This window comes from Streptomyces sp. NPDC127097, assembly GCF_042724075.1.
In the GTDB taxonomy this organism is placed as follows: Bacteria; Actinomycetota; Actinomycetes; order Streptomycetales; family Streptomycetaceae; genus Streptomyces.
In genome coordinates this window covers 15,313-35,977 of sequence record NZ_JBHXFI010000006.1, presented here as the reverse complement: position 1 = coordinate 35,977, position 20,665 = coordinate 15,313, and the positions used below count along the sequence as shown (strand labels likewise).

The following is a 20,665-nucleotide window of genomic DNA, read 5'->3' as shown; positions in this document are numbered from 1 at the left end:
AACGCCGTTTTCGCGCCGCAGGTTCCTGCGGGGGGCACGCAGTCCTGTACTCTCGGGCGCTCCAGGCGTGACTAGTCAAACTTGAGGAGCCCGGAACCCCGTGACACCCCCTCCCGCGGTCACCCCCGCTCAGCTCTCCGCACTCGCGCCCTGCGCAGCGGTCTTTCTGCCGTCGGATCCGCCGCGGGCCGGGCGGATCGCGTTCTGGCGGCCTGATGGTGAACCCGTGGGGGACGCGTCGCTGGGCGTTGCGCTGCCGGATGACGACGGCGGGGTTTCGTTGTGCGAGGTCCCGGCACTGGTGCTGACGGTGGCCGAGGCGGTGCCGGTGCTCACCCGTGCGCGGGCCGGCGGGGACGCCCATCCGGCCGCCGCCTTCTGGGGGGCCGCGTCCGTATTGGCGCTCCAGCTCGCTGCCCGTGGGCGGATGCTGCCGGGGGTCAGTCCGGCGGGATACGACGCCTGGCGGCTGGGGCCGCTCGATCCGGCGGACCTGGCGCGGCTGCGTGATCTCGCCGCCGCGATGCCGCCGTACGCGCACGCGAGCCCGCTGCCGGACACCGACCCGTTGGAGCTGCCGGATCCCGAACGGCATGTACGGGCCTTCCTCGACGCGGTGGCGGACGGGCTGCCGCGCTCCCCGGGCGCCGCGCTGGCCACCGGGGCGCCGGCCTTCGCGGTGACCGCGCCGCAGCACATCCCCGAACAGCGTGCCTGGGCCGCGGAGGTCGCCGCGGGGCATGACGCGGGGGTACGGATCTCGTTGCGGGTGGAGGTGCGGGGCTGGGAGCAGGCCGGTGAGGCGGGTGTGCGCGCAAGCCTGCGGCGCGGTGGTGTGAGCGGGGAAGGCGAGGGGGGTTCCGACGGGGCGGCGTTCTCGTTCGCCGCCGTGGTTCAGCTGCACAGTCTCAGCGATCCGGCGCTGGTCGCGGATGCCGCGGAGGTGTGGGCGGGGGCCTCGGCGGCGGGGCAGGCGTTCGGGGCGGGGGCGCGGATGGACACGCTGCTGACGTTGCGGCGGGCGGCGGCCGCCTGGGCGCCGCTCACGCCGTTGCTGTCGGCGGCGGTGCCCGATGCGCTGGAGCTCGCCGATGAGGAGATCGCCGAGCTGCTCGGGCCGGCCGCCGGTGCGCTGGCCGCCGCGGGGGTGGCGGTGCACTGGCCGAAGGAGCTGGCCCGCACGCTGACCGCCCGTGCCGTGGTGGGGCCGCCCGACGGGGGCGACGGTGACGGGGAGGAGGGAAGGGGGGCGCTGCCGTCGTTGTTGTCGGCGGACGCTCTGTTGTCGTTCAGCTGGCGGTTCGCGATCGGGGACCAGGAGGTCGACAAGGCGGAGCTGGACCGGCTGGCCGAGGCGGGACGGCCGCTGGTGCGGCTGCACGGGCAGTGGGTGCTGGTCGATCCGGCAGCGGTACGGGCCGCCCGGGACCGGCAGGAACGGAAGGTCACCCCGCTCGACGCGCTCGGCGCCGCGCTCACCGGCAGTGCCGAGGACGGGGACGGCGGCCGGGTGGCGGTGACGGCCTCCGGCTGGCTGGCCCGGCTGCGCGACCGGATCGCCGCCCCTGAGGGCGACGCCGCGCCCGTCGGGCAGCCGGCGGCGCTCACCGCGACGCTGCGCGACTACCAGCTGCGCGGTCTCGGCTGGCTGCACCGGATGACCTCGCTGGGGCTGGGCGCCTGTCTCGCCGACGACATGGGGCTGGGAAAAACGATCACGCTGATCGCGCTGCATCTGCACCGGCAGGCCACTCCCGAGTCGGCCGGCCCCACCCTGGTCGTCTGTCCCGCCTCCCTCATGGGCAACTGGCAGCGGGAGATCGAGAAGTTCGCACCGGGCACACCGGTACGCCGCTTCCATGCCGGGCGGCGCAGTCTGGCGGAGCTGGCGGACGGTGAGTTCGTGCTGACCACGTACGGGACGATGCGGCTCGATGCCGGGAAGCTGGCGGAGGTGGGCTGGGGGCTGGTCGTCGCCGATGAGGCCCAGCACATCAAGAACCCGTTCTCCGCGACCGCCAAGGCGCTGCGGACCCTGCCCGCCAAGGCCCGGGTGGCACTGACCGGTACCCCGGTGGAGAACAATCTGTCGGAGCTGTGGGCGATCCTGGACTGGACGACGCCGGGACTGCTGGGGCCGCTGGGCCGGTTCCGTACGCACTATGCGCAGGCCATCGAGGGCGGCGCGGCGTCCCCGGAGGCGGGGGCGGCGGCCGAGCGGCTGGCCCGGCTGGTGCGGCCGTTCCTGCTGCGCCGCCGTAAGTCCGATCCGGGGATCGCGCCGGAGCTGCCGCCCAAGACGGAGACCGACCGTGCGGTGGCGCTGACCAAGGAGCAGGCCGGGCTGTACGAGGCCGTGGTGCGCGAGGGGCTCGACGAGATCGCCGGGACGGGCGGGTTCGCCCGCCGCGGGCTGGTGGTCAAGCTGCTCACCTCGCTCAAGCAGATCTGCAACCACCCCGCGCAGTACTTGAAGGAGAGCGGCCCGGCGGCGGACGGCCGGGCGGCGGAGGCGGTGCGGATCGCGGGGCGTTCGGGAAAGGTCGAGCTGCTGGACGAGTTGCTGGACAGCATCCTCGCCGAGGGTGCGAGCGTGCTGGTGTTCACGCAATACGTACAGATGGCGCGGCTGCTGGAGGGGCATCTGGCGGCGCGCGGGGTGCCCACGCAGCTGTTGCACGGCGGGACGCCGGTGGCCCGCCGGGAGGAGATGGTGCGGCGCTTCCAGGAGGGGGCGGCGCCGGTGTTCCTGCTGTCGTTGAAGGCGGCGGGTACCGGTCTGAACCTCACCAGGGCGGCGCATGTCGTGCACTTCGACCGCTGGTGGAATCCGGCCGTCGAGGCGCAGGCCACCGACCGCGCCTACCGCATCGGGCAGACCCAGCCGGTGCAGGTCCACCGGATCATCACGGAGGGCACGATCGAGGACCGGATCGCCGACATGCTCGCCCGTAAGCAGCAGTTGGCCGATGCGGTGCTGGGGTCCGGCGAGGCCGCGCTGACCGAACTCACCGACGCCGAGCTGGCGGATCTGGTCGCCCTGCGGGGGAACGAGCGATGAACATGCCGGGAGATGAGGGACCGATGTATCTGGACGAGGGGGCTTCCGCTGCCGTTGAGCGGACGTTCGAGGCGTTGCCCGCGGCGCATGGGCGGGCCTTTGCCCGGAGCTGGTGGGGGCAGGCGTGGCTCAAGGCGCTGGAGGACACCGCGCTGGACAACGCGCAGGTGAAGCTGGGGCGGCGGCATGCGCGGGCCGGTGCGGTCGGTGCGGTGTCGGTGCGTCCCGGCCGGATCACCGCGGTGGTGCAGGACCGGGACCACACGCGGCACCGGTCCGATGTCCTGCTCCAGCAGTTGAGCGCGGCGGACTGGGACCGCTTCCTGGACCTGGTCGCGGACCGGGCCGGGCACATCGCGGCGCTCCTGGACCGTGACATGCCGCCGGTACTCGTCGAGGACGCCGCCGCGGCCGGGATCGAACTCCTGCCGGGCATCGGCGACCTGGAGCCGGAGTGCAGCTGTGAGGCATGGGACCACTGCGCGCATTCGACCGCGCTGTGCTACCAGTTGGCGCGGCTGCTGGACCAGGATCCGTTCGTGCTGCTGCTGATGCGCGGCCGGGGTGAGCGGGAGCTGCTGGACGAGTTGCAGGCGCGCAGTGCGTCGCGGGCGGAGGGACCGGCGGGCGCGGACGTGGCGGAGTCTTCCGGTGCGGGGGTGCCGGCGGTCGAGGCGTACGCGGCGCGCGACATTCTGCCGCCGCTGCCCGCGCCCCCGCCGCCGGTCGCCGCACCGGGCGCCCCGCCGGTGCTCGGCGGCGGCACCCCGCCCGCGCCCGGGGTGGAGGTGGCCGCGCTGGAGTTCCTGATCGGGGACGCGGCGGCGCGCGCCCAGCGGCTGCTGGCGGAGGCGCTGTCCCCGCGGCATCCGGACGGTCCGCCGCCGCCGGTCCTGACGCCCGCCCAGGATGCGGTGCGGCTGGCGGCGGCCGCACCCGGGGCGGCCATATCGGCGCGGCTGGCGGCCGGTTCGGGGCGTGATGCGCGGGCTCTGGCGTCGGCGGTACGGGCCTGGGAGCTGGGTGGCGCGGCGGGGCTCGCGGTCCTGGAGGAGGACTGGACGCCGGGGCCCGAGGCGCTGGCGCGGGCCACGAGCCGGCTGGCGGCCGCGTGGGAGGACGACGAGGCCCGGCCGCGGCTGCGGGTCACCGGTAACCGCTGGACGGTGGTGGGCGGGGCGGCCCAGTTGCGCTACGGGCGGGACGGCCGGTGGTGGCCGTATCGCCGGGAGGGCGGGCGGTGGGTGCCCGCGGGTCCGGCCACGGACGATCCGGCGGGCGCGCTGGCGGGGTTGTCGGCGGAGGGGTGAGGAGGGAGAGGGGAGGAGTGGCGGGGTGAGGAAGGGCAGGGTGCGGCGGGGCGGCCGTCGGCCGGGGGCGGCCTCGCGGGCGGCTCGGCGGCGGGCGGCTGACCGGGGGCACCTCGGCCGCTGACCGGGCGGCCCGTAGGCCGGCCGGGCCAATCCCCTCATCCGCCTGCGCCGTGCCGCCGCTCGTGCTTCGCTGAAGCGATCCCCCACCGCCCGGCACCTCGCCCGCAGCAGGAGGACCAGTGACCGGCACTTCGCCGCATGCGCCGCACCCCCCGTCGTCCGCACCGCCCGCGCCGACCCCCGACGAGACGGCCGGCGCACCGCACCGCCCCCACCACCCGCCGTACTACGAGGACCGCTCGCCGGGAAGCGGGACCCTGCCGCCCCGCGCCTGGTACGCGCGCTCGGATGCCGCCCGGATCTCGCTGGACGGCACCTGGCGGTTCCGGCTCTCGGCAGGTGCCACCACCGAGGACGACACGTTCGCCCGGCCGGACTTCGACGACGCGCAGTGGCAGGAGCTGCGGGTGCCCGGCCACTGGCCGCTCCAGGGGCGCTTCGCCGCCGAGGGCTCGTACGGGGGCGGTGACCGGCCGCAGCTCGGCGGGGCGCCCGTCTACACCAACACCGCCTACCCCTTCCCGGTCGATCCGCCGCGGGTCCCGGACGAGAACCCGACGGGTGATCACCGGCGCCGCTTCGATCTGCCCGAGGGGTGGGGCGAGGGGCCCGCGGTGCTGCACTTCGCCGGGGTGGAGTCCTGTGCCCGGGTCTGGCTCAACGGGACGGAGCTGGGGCACTTCAAGGGCAGCCGGCTGCCGCACGAGTTCGAGGTCGGGCAGCTGCTGCGGCCGCGCGGCAATGTGCTGGCGGTGCGGGTCCACCAGTGGTCGTCGGGCAGCTATCTGGAGGACCAGGACCAGTGGTGGCTCCCCGGCATCTTCCGGAACGTCTCGCTCCACCGCCGTCCCGAGGGCTCGGTCGCCGACCACTTCGTGCACGCCGGATTCGATCACGTCACGGGCCACGGCACCTTGCGGGTGGAGTGCGCACCGGCCGGCCGGGTGACCGTCCCCGCGCTCGGTCTCGAACTGGCCACTGGGGAGAGCGCCACGGTGCCGGTGCGTCCCTGGACGGCCGAGGAACCGCACCTCTACGACGGGGAGCTGATCACCCCGGGCGAGCGGATCCCGCTGCGGATCGGCTTCCGTACGGTCCGCGTCGAGGGCGGGCTGCTGACGGTCAACGGCCGGCGGATCCTGCTGCGCGGCGTCAACCGCCATGAGTTCCATCCGCGTTCCGGACGGACGCTCGGCCCCGAGACGATGCGCCGTGATCTGCTGCTGATGAAACAGCACAACATCAACGCGGTGCGCACCAGCCACTATCCGCCGCACCCCGCCTTCCTGGATCTCTGCGACGAGCTGGGCCTGTGGGTGGTCGACGAGTGCGATCTGGAGACGCACGGCTTCGCCCAGCAGGGCTGGCGGGACAATCCGGTCGATGATGCGCGCTGGGAGCCGGCGCTGCTCGACCGGGCCCGGCGGATGGTCGAGCGGGACAAGAACCACCCGAGCATCGTGCTGTGGTCGCTGGGCAACGAGTGCGGCACGGGGCGCGGGCTGTCCGCGATGGCCGCCTGGATGCGCGAGCGCGACCCGTCCCGCCCGCTGCACTACGAGGGGGACCCCAGCTGCGCCGACACCGATGTCTACTCCCGGATGTACGCCGACCACGCCGAGGTGGAGCGCATCGGGCGGCGCGCGGAGGCTCCGCTGCCCGACCCGGAGCTGGACGCCCGGCGGCGGGCGCTCCCCTTCCTGCTGTGCGAGTACGCGCATGCCATGGGCAACGGTCCCGGCGGACTGAGCGAGTACCAGCGGCTGTTCGAGCGCCATGAGCGCTGCCAGGGCGGTTTCGTCTGGGAGTGGATCGACCACGGGCTGCGGCAGCAGACGGCCGGCGGTGAGGTCTTCCACGCCTACGGCGGTGACTTCGGCGAGGAGCTGCACGACGGGAACTTCGTCTGCGACGGGCTGGTCCTGCCCGGCCGGGTGCCCTCCCCCGGCCTGCTGGAGTTCAAGAAGGTCATCGAACCGGTGCGGATCGAGGCCGCGCGCGACGACGGCGCGGCGGGCGCGGTCCGGATCACCAATCGGTATGACTTCGCCGGCCTGGACCACCTCGTGTTCCGCTACGTCCACGAGGTGGCGGGCGAGCCGCGCGGGCACGGCCGGCTGGTGGTGCCGCCGTTGGCACCCGGCGCGTCGGCCGTGGTGGAGCTGCCGGCGCCGCCGGGCGAGCCGGGCGGCGAGGGTGAGGCGATCTGGACGGTCCAGGCCGTACTGGACCGGGACACTGCTTGGGCGCCCGCCGGGCACGAGGTCGCCTGGGGCCAGCTCCCGGCCGCGCCGCGCGCCGCCGCCACTCCCCCGGCGGCCACCGCCACCCCGCGCCGCGGCGAGGGCAATGTGCTCGTCCTCGGCCCGGGGATCTTCGACGCCACCACGGGGACCCTCGACTATCTGGGCGGCGTACGGCTCGGCGGGCCCCGGCTGGACGTGTGGCGGGCGCCGACCGACAACGACGAGGCCGCGCCCTGGCAGCCGGAGCCACGGCCGGCCACCGAGTGGCGGCGGCTCGGTCTGCACCGGATGCGACACCGCGTCGATGCGGTGGAGACCGGCCCGGACTCCTTGGTGGTGCGCACCCGGGTCGCCCCGGCCGGCACGCCGGTGGGGCTGCGCACGGTCTACCGCTGGACGGCCCAACCCGCCCTGCTGCGGCTGGAGTTGCGCGTCGACCCGGAGGGCGACTGGCCGGTTCCGCTGCCGCGGCTGGGGGTGCGGATGCGGCTGTGCGGCAGCCTGGGTCTCGCCACGTGGTTCGGCGGCGGGCCCGGCGAGGGCTATCCGGACACCCGGGCCGCCGCCCGGGTCGGCCGCTGGTCGATGCCGGTGGACGCGCTCCAGACGCCGTATGTCCGGCCGCAGGAGAACGGGGCGCGGCCCGGTGTGCGCTGGGCGGAGCTGACCCGTACGGACGGCTCGGGTCTGCGGATCGAGGGTGACCCGGACTTCTTCTTCACCGCCCGCCGGTGGCCGGCCGAGGAGCTGACCGCGGCCCGCCACACCACGGATCTGCGGCCCGGTGAGGACCTGTGGGTCCATCTCGACCATGCGCAGCACGGCATCGGCAGCCAGTCGTGCGGGCCGGGGGTGCTGCCGCAGCACCGGCTGGAGCCGGCTCCGGCGCGCTTCTCGTTCGTGTTCTCGTCGCTGGGCTGAGCCCCGCGCCCCACCCTGCGCCGGCCGGGGCGTGCGCGAATGCCTCGGCCGGGGCCGTGCGCACCACCCGGCACTACGATCTTGGGTGAGGCGTGGGTTCCCACGCGTCCCGCCGCACCGAGAGGCTTCCCACCATGGTCAGCACGTTCCCGCCGCTCGCCGACGCCATGGCCGCCGGGCCGGTCGTCCTCGACGGCGGGCTGTCGAACCAGCTGGAGGCCGACGGGCACGACCTCAGCGACGCCCTGTGGTCGGCGCGGCTGCTGGCCGAGGAGCCGGAGGCCGTGGTGCGGGCGCATCTGGCCTACTACGAGGCAGGGGCGCAGGTCGCGATCACCGCCAGCTATCAGGCGACGTTCGAGGGGTTCGCGCGGCGCGGCATCGGCACGGAGCAGGCGGCGGAGCTGCTGGCCCGGAGCGTGGAACTGGCCCGTGAGGCGGCCGGGCGGGCCACCGCCGGCGGCATCGCCGGGCCGCTGTATGTGGCCGCCTCGGCGGGCCCGTACGGCGCGATGCTGGCCGACGGCTCCGAATACCGCGGCCGCTACGGGCTGTCGGTGGCGGAGCTGGAGCGGTTCCACCGGCCGCGGCTGGAGGTGCTGGCCGCGGCCCGGCCCGATGTGCTGGCGCTGGAGACGGTGCCGGACGCCGAGGAGGCCCGGGCGCTGCTGCGGGCGGTGCGCGGGCTGGGGGTCCCGGCCTATCTGTCGTACAGCGTCGCCGGGGACCGGACCCGGGCCGGGCAGCCGCTGACGGAGGCGTTCGCGGTGGCGGCGGAGGCCGACGAGGTGATCGCGGTGGGGGTGAACTGCTGCGCGCCGGACGATGCGGACCGGGCGGTGCGGCTCGCGGCGCGGGTCACCGGCAAGCCGGTGGTGGTCTATCCCAACAGCGGGGAGCGCTGGGACGCGGCGGCGCGGGCGTGGTGCGGCAGCCCGGAGTTCAGCGTGGACCGGGTCGCCGCCTGGGCCGCGGACGGTGCCCGGCTCATCGGGGGCTGCTGCCGGGTGGGGCCGGAGGCGATCGCGGAGCTGGCGGCCGGGCTCGGCCGCTGACGGGCGCCGGGACGGGGACCGGCGGCGCGCGGCCCGGACGCGGGCCGAAGGCGTTACACAGACGCAACCGAAGCGGCGGCGACAGAGCCCCGGGCCGATGGCAGTATGCAGCCACATCGCAGCATGCACGGCTTGGATGATCTGTATCCGCTCTGGAGGACCAGTGTCCGCTCGCTCCACGTTGCCTGTCATAGCCATTGCCACGGCCGTCGTCGTCCTGGCGGGGTGCAGCAGCACCAAGTCCGACGGGAAGAAGGGGTCAGGCGGCCTGGAACTGGTCTCCTCCGGGACTCTGAAGACCTGCACCCACCTTCCGTACGCACCGTTCCAGGTGAAGAAGGACGGCAAGGTCGTCGGGTTCGATGTGGATCTGGTGGATCTGGTCGCCAAGGATCTCGGCGTCAAGCAGGAGATCGTCAACACGCCCTTCGAAGGCATTGAGACCGGCCAGGACTTCACCATCCGCAAATGTGATCTGGCCGCCGCCGGCATGACGATCACGGACGCGCGGGACAAGGTCATGGATTTCTCCGACCCGTATTTCAACGCCACCCAGGCGCTGCTGACGAAGAAGAGCAAGCCCGTCAAGAAGGTCGAGGACCTCAAGGGCAAGAAGCTCGGCTATCAGAAGGCCACCACCGGCGGGATCTACGCCAAGGACCACGGCAAGGGCGTCGAACTGGTGGAGTTCGAGGATCTGGGGCTGTTGCTGACCGCGGTGAAGTCCGGCCAGGTCGATGCCGGCATCAATGACAACGGGGTGCTCTTCGACTATGTGAAGCAGAACCCGGACACCAAGGTCACCGCGGAATTCAACACGGGTGAGCACTACGGTATCGGCGTCCGCACCGGCAATGACGCGTTGCGCAAGAAGATCAACGCGGTGCTGAAGAAGGCGAAATCCGACGGGAGTTACGACCGGATCTACAAGAAGTGGTTCGGCACCACCCCGCAGAGCTGAGGCCGCCCGTTATGTCTGTGTCCAAAAGACAGCGCGCGCGGATCACCCGTGGCGTGCAGTACGGCGTGCTGGTCGCCGCGGTGGTGGTCTTCGCGCTGATCGCCGACTGGCATCAGCTGCGGATGGCGTTCTTCGACGTCGAGGTCGCGAAGGCGCTGTTCCCGGAGATCATCACCACGGCGCTGGTGAACACCGTCCTCTACACCCTGCTGGGATTCGGTTTCGGTCTGGCGCTGGGGCTGGTGCTGGCGCTGATGCGGCTCTCGTCGGTGCCGCCCTACCGCTGGATCGCGGTCACCTATATCGAGTTCTTCCGCGGTATCCCCTGTCTGCTGGTGTTCATCGCGCTCGGCTTCGGTGTGCCGCTGGCCTTCGAGGTCGCGCTCGACATGAACGTCACCGTGATGCTGTCGCTCGGGCTGGTGGGCGCGGCCTATATGGCGGAGACCATCCGGGCCGGCATTCAGGCCGTTCCCAAGGGGCAGACGGAGGCGGCGCGTTCACTGGGAATGTCGCAGGGGCGGGCGATGGCCTCGATCGTCATTCCGCAGGCGTTCCGTATCGTGCTGCCGCCGCTGACCAATGAACTGATTCTGCTCACCAAGGACTCCTCCCTGGTGTATCTGCTGGGTCTTTCCCTCACCCAGTTCGAACTGGCCAACTTCGGCCGGGACGCGCTCAATGAGCACAAGAGCCTGACCCCGATCCTGATCGCCGGGCTGCTCTATCTCGTGATCACCCTCCCCCTCGGCCAGCTGGTCCGTCGGCTGGAGGCCCGTACGGCGAAGGCCAGGTGAGTGGCGTGACGACCGAGCAGGCGGCACCGGAGACGGTGGACGCGAAGGCCATCGATGTGCAGGGTCTGCGCAAGGCTTTCGGGGAGCTGGAGGTGCTGCGCGGGATCGACTTCTCGGTGTCGCGCGGTGAGGTGGTGTGTGTCATCGGGCCCTCGGGCTCCGGGAAATCGACCCTGCTGCGCTGTGTGAATCTGCTGGAGGAGCCGAGCGCGGGCCGGGTGGTGGTGGCCGGCACCGAGGTCACCGACCCGGACGTGGACATCGACCGGGTCCGCCGGCGGATCGGGATGGTCTTCCAGTCCTTCAACCTCTTTCCGCATCTGACCGTGCTGGAGAACCTCACGATCTCCCAGCGGCGGGTGCTGCGCCGCGACCGCACGGAGGCGGAGCGGATCGCCCGTGCCAACCTCGAACGGGTCGGGCTGAGCGACAAGGCGGCCGCCTATCCGGCGCAGCTGTCGGGCGGGCAGCAGCAGCGGGTGGCCATCGCCCGTGCGCTGTCGATGGACCCGGAGCTGATGCTCTTCGACGAGCCGACCTCGGCGCTGGACCCGGAGCTGGTCGGCGATGTGCTGGCGGTGATGCGGGGGCTGGCGCAGGAGGGGATGACGATGCTCGTCGTCACCCATGAGATGAGCTTCGCCCGGGAGGTCGCCGACCGGGTGGTGTTCATGGACGGCGGCGTGATCGTCGAGCAGGGCACCCCGGAGCAGGTGGTGGGGGCCCCGCAGCACGAGCGGACCAGGACGTTCCTGGCGCGGGTGCTGGATCCGGCGGCCGCCGAGGTCGGCGAGGTCGCGGACACCGGCGCGGCGGGCAAGCGGGTGGACCGCTGAGCGCGGACTGAGCCCTCGGGCACCGAACTGCCGCGGTGCGCGCGCCGACGGGGCGGGGGCGGAACGCCGGGTTGTCCGGGTTCCGCCCCCGCCCCGTGAAGTGGTCCGCCCTCGCCCGTGGTGGGGTCCGCTGTCCTCCGCGGTGGTCAGGACAGCGGCTTGGTGAGCTTCTTGGTGAGGGAGCGGTTGCCGGTCAGGCTACAGCTGATGGTCTTGATGCCGAGCCGGTAGCCGCTGAGGCTGGGGTACTGGACGTAGGTGCCCTCGGCGGTGCCGGCGGGCTGCTGGGCCGCCTTGCGCTCCAGCTCGTTGCGGCACAGCGAGGCCGCCTTGTTCTGGATCCCCGATTCGGTGGTGAGCCCGGACGCCAGACGGTGCGTGGCGACGACCTCGGCGTCGTGCGGGCCGTTGCAGGAGGCTTCGTCGTTGTTGCCGCCGCCGTCCGCGGGGCGGTCGTAGCAGTCGCCGACCTTCAGCAGGTAGAACGGGATCTTGCCGTTGGAGGGCGTCGGCAGGGACTTCTCGAAGTCACCGCCGGTGGGCGTCGCGCTGGGCGTGGGCTCCTCGTAGGGCGTCGGGGACGCGCTCTCGGACGGGGTGGCGCTGGTGCTCGAACTGGACGGCTGGGCACGGTGGTTGCCGTTGTCGTCGCTGTTGTTCACCACGATGACGGTGATGACGGCGGCCAGCACGACCACGCCACCGGCGATGATCGCCGCGATGGTCTTGCCGTTGCCGCCACCGCCGGGCGGGCCGGGCGGCTGCTGCCAGCCGCCGGGGCCGCCCGGTCCCGGCGGCCCGTAGCCGCCCGCGGGCGGGCCGAAGCCGCCGGGGGCCTGGTGGCCGCCCGGGGGCGTGCCGTAGCCACCCGGGCCGTATCCGCCCTGGCCCTGACCGCCCGGCCCGTAGCCACCGGCCGGCGGACCGAAGCCGCCCGGAGGGGCGTTGGGCGGCTGGTTCGGCTGATTCGGCGGGGGCGGAGGAAAGCTCATGGCGGAAATGATCGCTTCTTTACTCGGTTTTACGGGACTCGGTGACCAACCTGGAACAATTCACGTCTGAATTGTCCGGACCCTGGGCACCGTTGGCGACAGACAGCAAGCCAGCCTACGGCTCGGAGGTTTTCCGTGTTCACCGACCTTCCCCTGGACGCGCTGCACACCTACTGTCCGCCGCGTCCCGAGCCGGCCGGCTTTGACGCGTTCTGGCGGCGCACCCTCGTCGAGGCCCGCACCCACGCCCTTTGCGCGCGCTTCACCGAAATCGATGCGGGGCTCGCCCTGCTCCGCACCCATGACGTGACGTTCGCGGGTTTCGGCGGGCAGCCGGTCCGCGGCTGGTTCCTGCTCCCGCGCGCGGCCTCCGGACCGCTGCCGTGCGTCGTGCAGTACCTCGGATACGGGGGCGGGCGGCTGCTGCCGCACGACTGGCTGCTGTGGCCGTCCGCGGGGTACGCCACCCTGGTCATGGACACCCGGGGACAGAGCGGCCCCAACCGGCCCGGCGACACCCCCGATCCGGTCGGCTCCGACAATCCGGGCGTCCCCGGCAAGCTGACCCAGGGGCTGCTCGATCCGCACGGCTACTACTACCGGCGGCTGTTCACCGACGCGGTACGGGCCGTGGAGGCGGCGCGCGGCCATGACGCGGTGGACGCCGACCGGGTCGTGGTCGCCGGCCACAGCCAGGGCGGCGGCGCGGCCCTGGCGGTGGCGGGCCTGGTCCCCGGCCTTGCGGGGGCCTTGATCGATGCGCCGTTCCTGGCACACATCCGCCGCGCGGTGGAGGTCACGGACGTGGGCCCGTACGGCGAACTCACCCGCTACTTCGCGGGGGCGCGCGACCTGATCGACACCGCGCTGCACACCCTGGACCACTTCGACGGCCTGAACTTCGCCGCCCGCGCCACCGCCCCGGCGCTCTTCGGCACCGCACTGCGCGACGAGGTGACCCCGCCGTCCACCGGTTTCGCCGCCTTCCATCACTACGCGGGCGAGAAGGAACTGAAGGTGTGGCGGTTCAACGCCCATGAGAGCGGCGGCGGTGCGCAGCGGGCCGCCGAAATAGCCTTTCTGCGCTGCCTGCTCGGGTGAGCGGCCGGCCTCGGAGCCGACCGGATCGGGCCGGACGCGGCCCCTCAGACCGCCCCGAGCAGATGCTCCAACGCCAGCTGGTCCAGATGCTCGAAGGCCATCCCGCGGGCGGCCGCCGCTTCGACGTCGAAGGTCTCGTAAGCGGTGGCGTCGGCGAGCAGTCCGGCCAGACCGTCCTCGGCGGTGGGGTGGCCCAGCTGGTCCAGGCGCGCGGCGCGCAGCGCGTCCTGGACGGCCGGGTCGGACCGGAAGGCCGCCGCCCGCTCCTTGAGGAGCAGATAGTTGCGCATACAGCCGGCCGCCGAGGTCCAGACGCCGTCCAGGTCCTCGGTGCGCGGCGGTTTGAAGTCGAAGTGCCGCGGCCCGTCGTAGCCGGCCACCTCCAGCAGGTCGACGAGCCAGAAGGCGGCGCGCAGATCACCCGCGCCGAAGCGGAGGTCCTGGTCGTACTTGATCCCGCTCTGGCCGTTGAGGTCGATGTGGAAGAGCTTGTCCGCCCACAGTGCCTGGGCGATGCCGTGCGGGAAGTTCAGCCCGGCCATCTGCTCGTGTCCGACCTCGGGGTTGACGCCGAAGCGCTCGGGGTGTTCCAGCCGCTCGATGAAGGCGAGGGCGTGGCCGACGGTCGGGAGGAGGATGTCGCCGCGCGGCTCGTTGGGCTTGGGTTCCAGGGCGAACTTCAGGTCGTAGCCCTGCTCGATGACGTACTGGCCGAGGAGGTCGAAGGCTTCCTTGAGCCGGTCCAGGGCGGTCCGTACGTCCTTGGCCGCGCCGGATTCCGCGCCTTCCCGTCCGCCCCATGCGACATAGGTGCGGGCACCCAGCTCGGCGGCGAGATCGATGTTGCGGAGCGTCTTGCGCAGGGCGTAGCGGCGGATGTCGCGGTCGTTGGCGGTGAAGGCGCCGTCCTTGAAGACGGGGTGGGTGAAGAGGTTGGTGGTGGCCATCGGGACGATCAGGCCGGTGGCGTCCAGTGCCTGCCGGAAGCGTTTGACGGCCGCCTCGCGCTCGATGCCGCCGGCGCCGAACGGGATCAGATCGTCGTCATGGAAGGTGACGCCGTAGGCGCCGAGGTCGGCGAGGCGGTGCACCGATTCCACCGGGTCCAGGGCGCGGCGGGTGGCGTCCCCGAAGGGGTCACGGCCCTGCCAGCCGACGGTCCACAGGCCGAAGCTGAACTTGTCCGCGGGCGTGGGCCGGCGACTCATCGCGACTCCCTCGATCATTTCGTCAAGGCACTTTACAAATTCTGCCGCGGCCAAACTAATATGCGACAGCACGCCGGGGAACCCCCTGGACCGAGACATGGATGACGGGCCGCCGAGGGAGAGCGCACCATGGCCGCACAGGCAGCGGGACCGCTGGTCGTCGGGGTGGACAGCTCCACACAGTCCACCAAGGCACTGGTCGTGGACGCGGTGACCGGCGCGGTCCTCGCCCGCGGCCAGGCACCGCACACGGTCAGCGGCGGCGCCGGCAAGGAGAGCGACCCCCGGCAGTGGTGGCAGGCGCTGGGTGAGGCGCTGGACCAGTGCGGCGACGTGGCGCGGCAAGCCTCGGCGGTGTCCGTCGGCGGACAGCAGCACGGGCTGGTCACCCTGGACGCGGCCGGCGAGCCGGTGCGTCCGGCCCTGCTGTGGAACGACGTCCGGCCGGCGCCGCAGAGCGAGCGGCTGATCGCGGAGCGGGGCGGCGCGAAAGCCTGGGCGGACCGGGTCGGGAGCGTGCCGGGACCGGCGTTCACGGTGGCCAAGTGGGCCTGGCTGCGCGAGCACGAGCCGGCCGCGGCCGCCGCCACCGCCGCGGTACGGCTGCCGCACGACTACCTCACCGAGCGGCTGACGGGCGAGGCCGTCACCGATCGCGGCGATGCGTCCGGGACCGGCTGGTGGGCGTCGTCCACCGGGTCCTATGACACGGAGATCCTGGCGCACGTCGGGCTGGACCCCGCGCTGCTCCCGCGAGTGGCGCTGCCGGGCGAGGCCGCCGGGACCGTACACGCCGGTCATCTGCCGCTGCCCAAGGGCGCGTTGGTGGCGGCCGGCACGGGCGACAACATGGCGGCCGCGCTCGGCCTGGGCCTGCGCCCCGGCCGGCCGGTGCTGAGCCTGGGCACCTCGGGAACGGTCTACGCGGTCTCCACCCACCGGCCCGCCGATCCGTCCGGCACCGTGGCGGGCTTCGCCGACGCCCGCGGCGACTGGCTGCCGCTGGCCTGCACCCTGAACTGCACGCTCGCCGTGGACCGGGTGGCGGCGCTGCTGGGCCGCGACCGGGAGGCCGTGGAGGAGGGCGGCGGGGTGGTGATGCTGCCGTTCCTGGACGGTGAGCGCACCCCGAATCTGCCCGGCGCCTCGGGCCTGGTGCACGGGCTGCGGCACGACACCACGGCCGGCCAGCTGCTCCAGGCCGCCTACGACGGCGCGGTGTTCACCCTGCTGGAGGCCCTGGACCGGGTGCTGGACGAGGACGCCGCGCCCGATGCGCCGCTGCTGCTGATCGGCGGCGGCGCCCGGGGCCGGGCCTGGCGGGAGACCGTGCGCCGGCTGTCGGGCCGCCCGGTGGTGGTGCCCGAGGCGCGGGAGCTGGTGGCGCTCGGGGCGGCGGCGCAGGCGGCCGGGCTGCTGCTGGAGGAGGATCCGGCGGCGGTGGCGCGCCGCTGGGGGACGGCACGCGGCGCGGAGTACGAGGCGCGGCCGCGGGACGACGCCGCCTGGGAGCGGCTGACGGCGACGCTCGCCGACGGCGCGCCGCTGCTACGGCGGTGACCGCATCCGTGCGGCCGTGGCCCGGCTGCCGTCCGCACCCTTGGGAGAGCTCATGACCGCGCCCGGCGGCGACACCCAGCACGGCATCCGGCGGCGCAATCTGGCCCGGGTGCTGCGGACCGTGGCCGCCCAGGGCCCGGTCTCCCGGCCGGCGGTCGCGGCACGGATCGGGCTGACCCGGGCGGGGGTGGCGCCGCTCGTCGACGAGCTGCTGCGGGCCGGGCTGCTGGTCGAGACGGGGCGGGCGGCGACCGGTGGCCGGGGCCGGCCGGGCAGTGAACTCGCGGTCAGCGACCGTGGACCGGCCGGGATAGGGGCCGAGATAGGCGTCGACCACCTGGCGGTGTGCGCGGTCGATCTGCGCGGACGGGTCCGGGCCCGGTTGGCGGCCGATGCCGCGAACCGGCACCGCGCGCCCGGGCCCGTGCTGCGGCAGCTGTCCGGTCTGCTCGCCGAGGTGACCGCGGAGATGGCCGCCGAGGGACTGCGGCCGGCCGGGCTGACGGTCGCGGTGCCCGGTCTGGTGGCCCGTGATGCGACGACCGTGGTGCACGCCCCCAACCTCGGCTGGCGGGCCGCCGATCTCGCACCGGGGCTGGCCGGGGTGACGGCCCCGGAGGGCGGCTCGTTCGCCGTCCCGCTCACCGTCGAGAACGAGGCCAACCTCGGTGCGCTGGCCGAACTCCGGCTGGGCGGGGGCGCCGGCCGGCCCGGCCCGCCGCCGGACTTCGTGCATGTGTCGGCCGAGGCCGGGATCGGCGCCGCGGTCGTCGTGGACGGCCAACTCCTGCGGGGCGCAGGGGGCTTCGCGGGGGAGCTGGGGCATGTGCCGGTGTATCCGGACGGCCCGCCGTGCGACTGCGGCGGCCGTGGCTGTCTGGAGCAGTACGCGGGTGAACCGGCCGTGCTGCGGGCGGGCGGGCTCACCCCCGAGCGGGCGGCGGCCCATCCGGGGCCGGGTGCCCGTATCGCTCTGCTGGCGCGCCGGGCCGCCGACGGGGACGCCGCCGTCGTCCGCGCCCTGCACGAGGCGGGGACGGCGCTGGGCATCGCGCTCGCCGGGGCGGTGAATCTGCTCGATCCGCAGGCGGTGGTCCTCGGGGGTGCGCTGGCCGGGCTGGCGCCCTGGGTCCTGCCGTCCCTGGAGCGGGAGTTGACGCTGCGGACGGCCGTCACGGCGGAGAGCGGGCGGGCCGGCGGACCCGCGGTGACGGTGTCCCGGCTGGGCGCCGACGGGCCGCTGCTCGGAGCGGCACACGCGGCGCTCCAAGGCGTCCTGGACGACCCCCTCCATTCCTGCGCCCCGGCACACTCTCCCCGGAATTGAGCCCGCTAAACCTTTCCAGGGAGCGGGAATTCCATGCCACCCCATCGAGCGATTGTGCCGATAAAAACAGCACCACTACCTTCGGTTCGGCGGGCTGCCGCGGAACCGCCTTGAAACGGGGTTTCGGGGCGGGCCGCATCGCACCGTTCGAGGAGACAGGTGGCACTGTGACCATTGCCGATGAATCGCTGCACGGCACCGCGGAAGAGGCCCGGAATTCCAGCCTGAGTACCACCGCGGCGCGGAATTTGGCGACCACCACCAAAACCGCTCCACAGATGCAGGGCATCACTTCCCGATGGCTGCTGCGGCTGCTGCCCTGGGTGCAGGTTTCCGGTGGCACCTATCGCGTGAACCGCCGGCTGACCTACACCCTCGGCGACGGGCGCATCGATTTCGACACCAGTGGCAGCGATGTCGCCATCATCCCCGAGGAGCTGCGCGAGCTGCCCGCCCTGCGGGAGTTCACCGATACCGAGGTGCTGGCGGCGCTCGGCGACCGCTTCACCCAGCAGGAATACGCCCCTGGCGAACTCATCGGGGAGGCCGGCGGGCCGGGCGACCGGCTGGTGTTGCTGGTGCACGGCCGGGTGGACCGGATCGGCACCGGCAAATACGGCGAGGACACGGTGCTCGAAGCGCTGGCCGGCGGGGACCACCTCGGCGACGAGCCGCTCACCGACCCCGAGGGGACCTGGCGGTTCAGCTATCGCGCGGTGACCCGGGTGACCGTCATGACGCTGTCCCGGCAGGCCGCGCAGGAGATCATCGACCGCTCCCCCGGGCTGCGCGAGCATCTGGCGGCGGCCGGTCAGGGCACCGCGCAGCCGATGAACACGAGCGGGGAATCGGCGGTCTCCGTCGCCTCCGGGCATCAGGGCGAGCCCGCCCTCCCCGGCACCTTCGTCGACTACGACGTCACGCCCCGGGAGTACGAACTCAGCGTCGCGCAGACCGTGCTGCGCACCCACAGCCGGGTCGGCGACCTCTACAGCGATCCGATGAACCAGGTGGAGGAGCAGCTCAAGCTGACCATCCAGGCGCTGCGGGAGCGTCAGGAACACGAGATGATCAACAACCCCGAGTTCGGGCTGCTGCACAACGCCGACCTCAAGCAGCGCATCCACACCCGCACCGGCCCGCCCACCCCCGACGACCTCGACGATCTGCTCGCGACGGTCTGGAAGGACCCGGGCTTCCTGCTCGCCCATCCGCTGACGATCGCCGCCATCGGGCGGGAGTGCAGCGCCCGCGGGATCTATCCGACCGCGGTCGATTTCATGGGGCATTCGCTGCCCTCCTGGCGCGGGGTGCCGATTTTCCCGTGCAACAAGATTCCGGTGACGGAGGAACGGACGAGTTCGGTGCTGCTGCTGCGCACCGGCGAGGAGCGGCAGGGCGTCGTCGGCCTGCATCAGACCGGAATTCCCGATGAATACGAGCCGGGCCTCTCGGTGCGTTATATGGGCCTGGACGACCGGGCGGTCATCAAGTATCTGGTCAGCGCCTATTATTCGGCGGCCATTCTGGTGCCCGATGCGCTGGGTGTGCTCGACGACGTACAGATCGGCCACTGAACGACCTCCGGCGGAAAAGCAGCCGCGCCCCGGCAGCGGCATTTCCCGCCGTCCTGGCGCGCGGGGTATTTCCGCGCACCGCACCGGCCTACGCACCGCCCCGGTCTACGCACCGCACAGACAAGAACAGGTGAGCCTTCCTCATGACCACATCGGTGGACCCGACGTCCGGCCCGCAGGCGTCCGCGCCCGAGCAGACCCGCTCCAGCCTGGACACCGCGGCAGCGCGCAAGCTGGCGACCACGACCAAGACCGTGCCGCAGATGCAGGGGATCTCCTCCCGCTGGCTGCTGCGCATCCTGCCCTGGACGCAGGTCTCCGGCGGTGCGTACCGCGTCAACCGCCGGCTTACCCACACCCTCGGTGACGGACGGGTGGAGTTCGTCTCGACCGGCTCCGAAGTCCGGGTGATTCCGGCGGAGTTGCGCGAGCTGGCGCCGCTGCGCGGCTTCGCCGACACCGCGACGCTGGAGGCGCTGGCGGGCCGGTTCGTCCAGCGGGAGTTCGCGCCCGGTGATGTGCTGGCCCGGGCGGGCGGGCCGACCGACCGGATCGTGCTGATCGCCCACGGCAAGCTCGACCGTCTCGGCACCGGCAAGTACGGCGACGAGACCGTGCTGGGGGTGCTGGCCGACGGTGACGCGATCGGTGCGGCGGCGCTGCTGACCGCGGACGCGGAGTGGGAGCACTCCGTACGCGCGGTGACCCGGGTGACCGCGCTGACCCTGTACCGCAGCGACCTGGAGGAGCTGCTGGGCCGGTCGGAGTCGCTGCGCAGCCACCTCGCGGACGTCGGTGCCGCGCTGGTGCCGGCGCAGAACAAGCACGGTGAGGCGGCCATCGAGCTGGCCGCCGGCCATGTCGGCGAGCCGATGCTGCCGGGCACCTTCGCCGATTACGAGCTGGCACCGCGAGAGTACGAACTCAGCGTGGCCCAGACGGTGTTGAAGGTGCATTCGCGGGTCGCCGATCTCTACAACGACCCGATGAACCAGCTGGACCAGCAGCTGCGGCTGACCGTGGAGGCGCTGCGGGAGCGCCAGGAGCACGAGATGGTCAACAACCCCGGGTTCGGGCTGCTGCACAACGCCGACCTCAAGCAGCGCATCCACACCCGCAGCGGTCCGCCCACCCCGGATGACCTGGACGAGCTGATCTCCCGGCGCCGTAAGACGCAGTTCCTGCTGGCGCATCCGCGGACGATCGCGGCGATCGGGCGGGAGTGGAACGCCCGGGGCATCTATCCCACCACGGCGGAGGTCGAGGGCGCCACGGTCCGTGCCTGGCGGGGCATTCCGCTGCTGCCGTGCAACAAGATCCCGGTCACCCCGGACCAGACCAGCTCGATTCTGGCGCTGCGGGTCGGCGAGGAGAACCAGGGCGTGGTCGGACTGCACCAGACCGGCATCCCGGACGAGTACCGGCCCGGCCTGTCGGTGCGCTTCATGGGCATCAACGACCAGGCGGTCATCAATTACCTGGTCAGTGCCTACTATTCGGCGGCGGTGCTGGTGCCGGACGCCCTGGGCATTCTGGAGGACGTCGAGATCGGTCACTGAACCGGCGGGTCACCGCACCCGGGTGCCGCGT

14 protein-coding genes are annotated in these 20,665 nt (G+C 72.9%); 12 read left to right on the top strand and 2 right to left on the bottom strand.

Translation table 11 applies throughout. The features are described from left to right. Positions 1 to 100: 100 nt before the first annotated feature. The 7 genes from ACFWJW_RS07530 (at position 101) to ACFWJW_RS07500 (ending at position 11,310) form a co-directional block, all read left to right on the top strand. Complete coding sequence (locus tag ACFWJW_RS07530; RefSeq protein WP_387236339.1) at positions 101 to 3,061, top strand: SNF2-related protein; 2,961 nt, start codon at positions 101 to 103, stop codon at positions 3,059 to 3,061. Next, positions 3,058 to 4,371 carry an SWF or SNF family helicase gene (locus ACFWJW_RS07525; protein WP_387236336.1) on the top strand — a complete coding sequence of 438 codons (1,314 nt, stop codon included), beginning with the start codon at positions 3,058 to 3,060 and terminating at the stop codon, positions 4,369 to 4,371. The genes ACFWJW_RS07530 and ACFWJW_RS07525 overlap by 4 nt, the downstream gene beginning before the upstream one ends. Before the next feature lie 242 nt (positions 4,372 to 4,613). After that, complete coding sequence (locus tag ACFWJW_RS07520) at positions 4,614 to 7,661, top strand: glycoside hydrolase family 2 TIM barrel-domain containing protein (protein WP_387236334.1); 3,048 nt, start codon at positions 4,614 to 4,616, stop codon at positions 7,659 to 7,661. A 134-nt stretch (positions 7,662 to 7,795) separates the two neighbouring features. After that, entirely contained in the window at positions 7,796 to 8,716 is a 921-nt protein-coding gene (gene mmuM / locus ACFWJW_RS07515; protein WP_387236332.1) for a homocysteine S-methyltransferase, read from the top strand. A gap of 163 nt (positions 8,717 to 8,879) precedes the next feature. Continuing rightward, positions 8,880 to 9,677, top strand: a complete 798-nt coding sequence (locus ACFWJW_RS07510; protein ID WP_387236329.1) for a basic amino acid ABC transporter substrate-binding protein — start codon at positions 8,880 to 8,882, stop codon at positions 9,675 to 9,677. 11 nt (positions 9,678 to 9,688) lie between these two features. Beyond that, a complete protein-coding gene (locus ACFWJW_RS07505) occupies positions 9,689 to 10,474 on the top strand; it encodes an amino acid ABC transporter permease (protein ID WP_042160743.1) in 786 nt (261 codons plus the stop codon). 5 nt (positions 10,475 to 10,479) lie between these two features. Next, positions 10,480 to 11,310 carry an amino acid ABC transporter ATP-binding protein gene (locus tag ACFWJW_RS07500; protein ID WP_387236326.1) on the top strand — a complete coding sequence of 277 codons (831 nt, stop codon included), beginning with the start codon at positions 10,480 to 10,482 and terminating at the stop codon, positions 11,308 to 11,310. Positions 11,311 to 11,456: 146 nt separating this feature from the next. Here the strand turns inward: ACFWJW_RS07500 and ACFWJW_RS07495 are convergent, their stop codons facing one another. Next, positions 11,457 to 12,302 (bottom strand): hypothetical protein, encoded by an 846-nt coding sequence (locus ACFWJW_RS07495; protein WP_387236323.1) that lies wholly within the window; start codon positions 12,300 to 12,302, stop codon positions 11,457 to 11,459. Between the two features lie 135 nt (positions 12,303 to 12,437). Here ACFWJW_RS07495 and ACFWJW_RS07490 point away from each other — a divergent pair, with 135 nt between their 5' ends. Then, positions 12,438 to 13,403 (top strand): acetylxylan esterase, encoded by a 966-nt coding sequence (locus tag ACFWJW_RS07490; protein ID WP_387236320.1) that lies wholly within the window; start codon positions 12,438 to 12,440, stop codon positions 13,401 to 13,403. Between the two features lie 44 nt (positions 13,404 to 13,447). Here the strand turns inward: ACFWJW_RS07490 and xylA are convergent, their stop codons facing one another. Then, positions 13,448 to 14,611, bottom strand: coding sequence for a xylose isomerase (gene xylA / locus ACFWJW_RS07485; protein WP_387236317.1), 1,164 nt, complete (start codon positions 14,609 to 14,611; stop codon positions 13,448 to 13,450). A 129-nt stretch (positions 14,612 to 14,740) separates the two neighbouring features. On the opposite strand from xylA, the gene xylB reads away from it, so the two are divergent. The 4 genes from xylB (at position 14,741) to ACFWJW_RS07465 (ending at position 20,634) form a co-directional block, all read left to right on the top strand. Continuing rightward, positions 14,741 to 16,171 carry a xylulokinase gene (gene xylB / locus ACFWJW_RS07480; RefSeq protein WP_387236314.1) on the top strand — a complete coding sequence of 477 codons (1,431 nt, stop codon included), beginning with the start codon at positions 14,741 to 14,743 and terminating at the stop codon, positions 16,169 to 16,171. 52 nt (positions 16,172 to 16,223) lie between these two features. Further along, the gene (locus tag ACFWJW_RS07475) at positions 16,224 to 17,498 is read left to right on the top strand and encodes an ROK family protein (RefSeq protein ID WP_387236311.1); all 1,275 of its coding nucleotides are present in this window, start codon (positions 16,224 to 16,226) and stop codon (positions 17,496 to 17,498) included. A gap of 167 nt (positions 17,499 to 17,665) precedes the next feature. Next, complete coding sequence (locus ACFWJW_RS07470; RefSeq protein WP_387236308.1) at positions 17,666 to 19,075, top strand: family 2B encapsulin nanocompartment shell protein; 1,410 nt, start codon at positions 17,666 to 17,668, stop codon at positions 19,073 to 19,075. A 143-nt stretch (positions 19,076 to 19,218) separates the two neighbouring features. Then, the gene (locus ACFWJW_RS07465; protein WP_387236305.1) at positions 19,219 to 20,634 is read left to right on the top strand and encodes a family 2B encapsulin nanocompartment shell protein; all 1,416 of its coding nucleotides are present in this window, start codon (positions 19,219 to 19,221) and stop codon (positions 20,632 to 20,634) included. Positions 20,635 to 20,665: the final 31 nt, after the last annotated feature.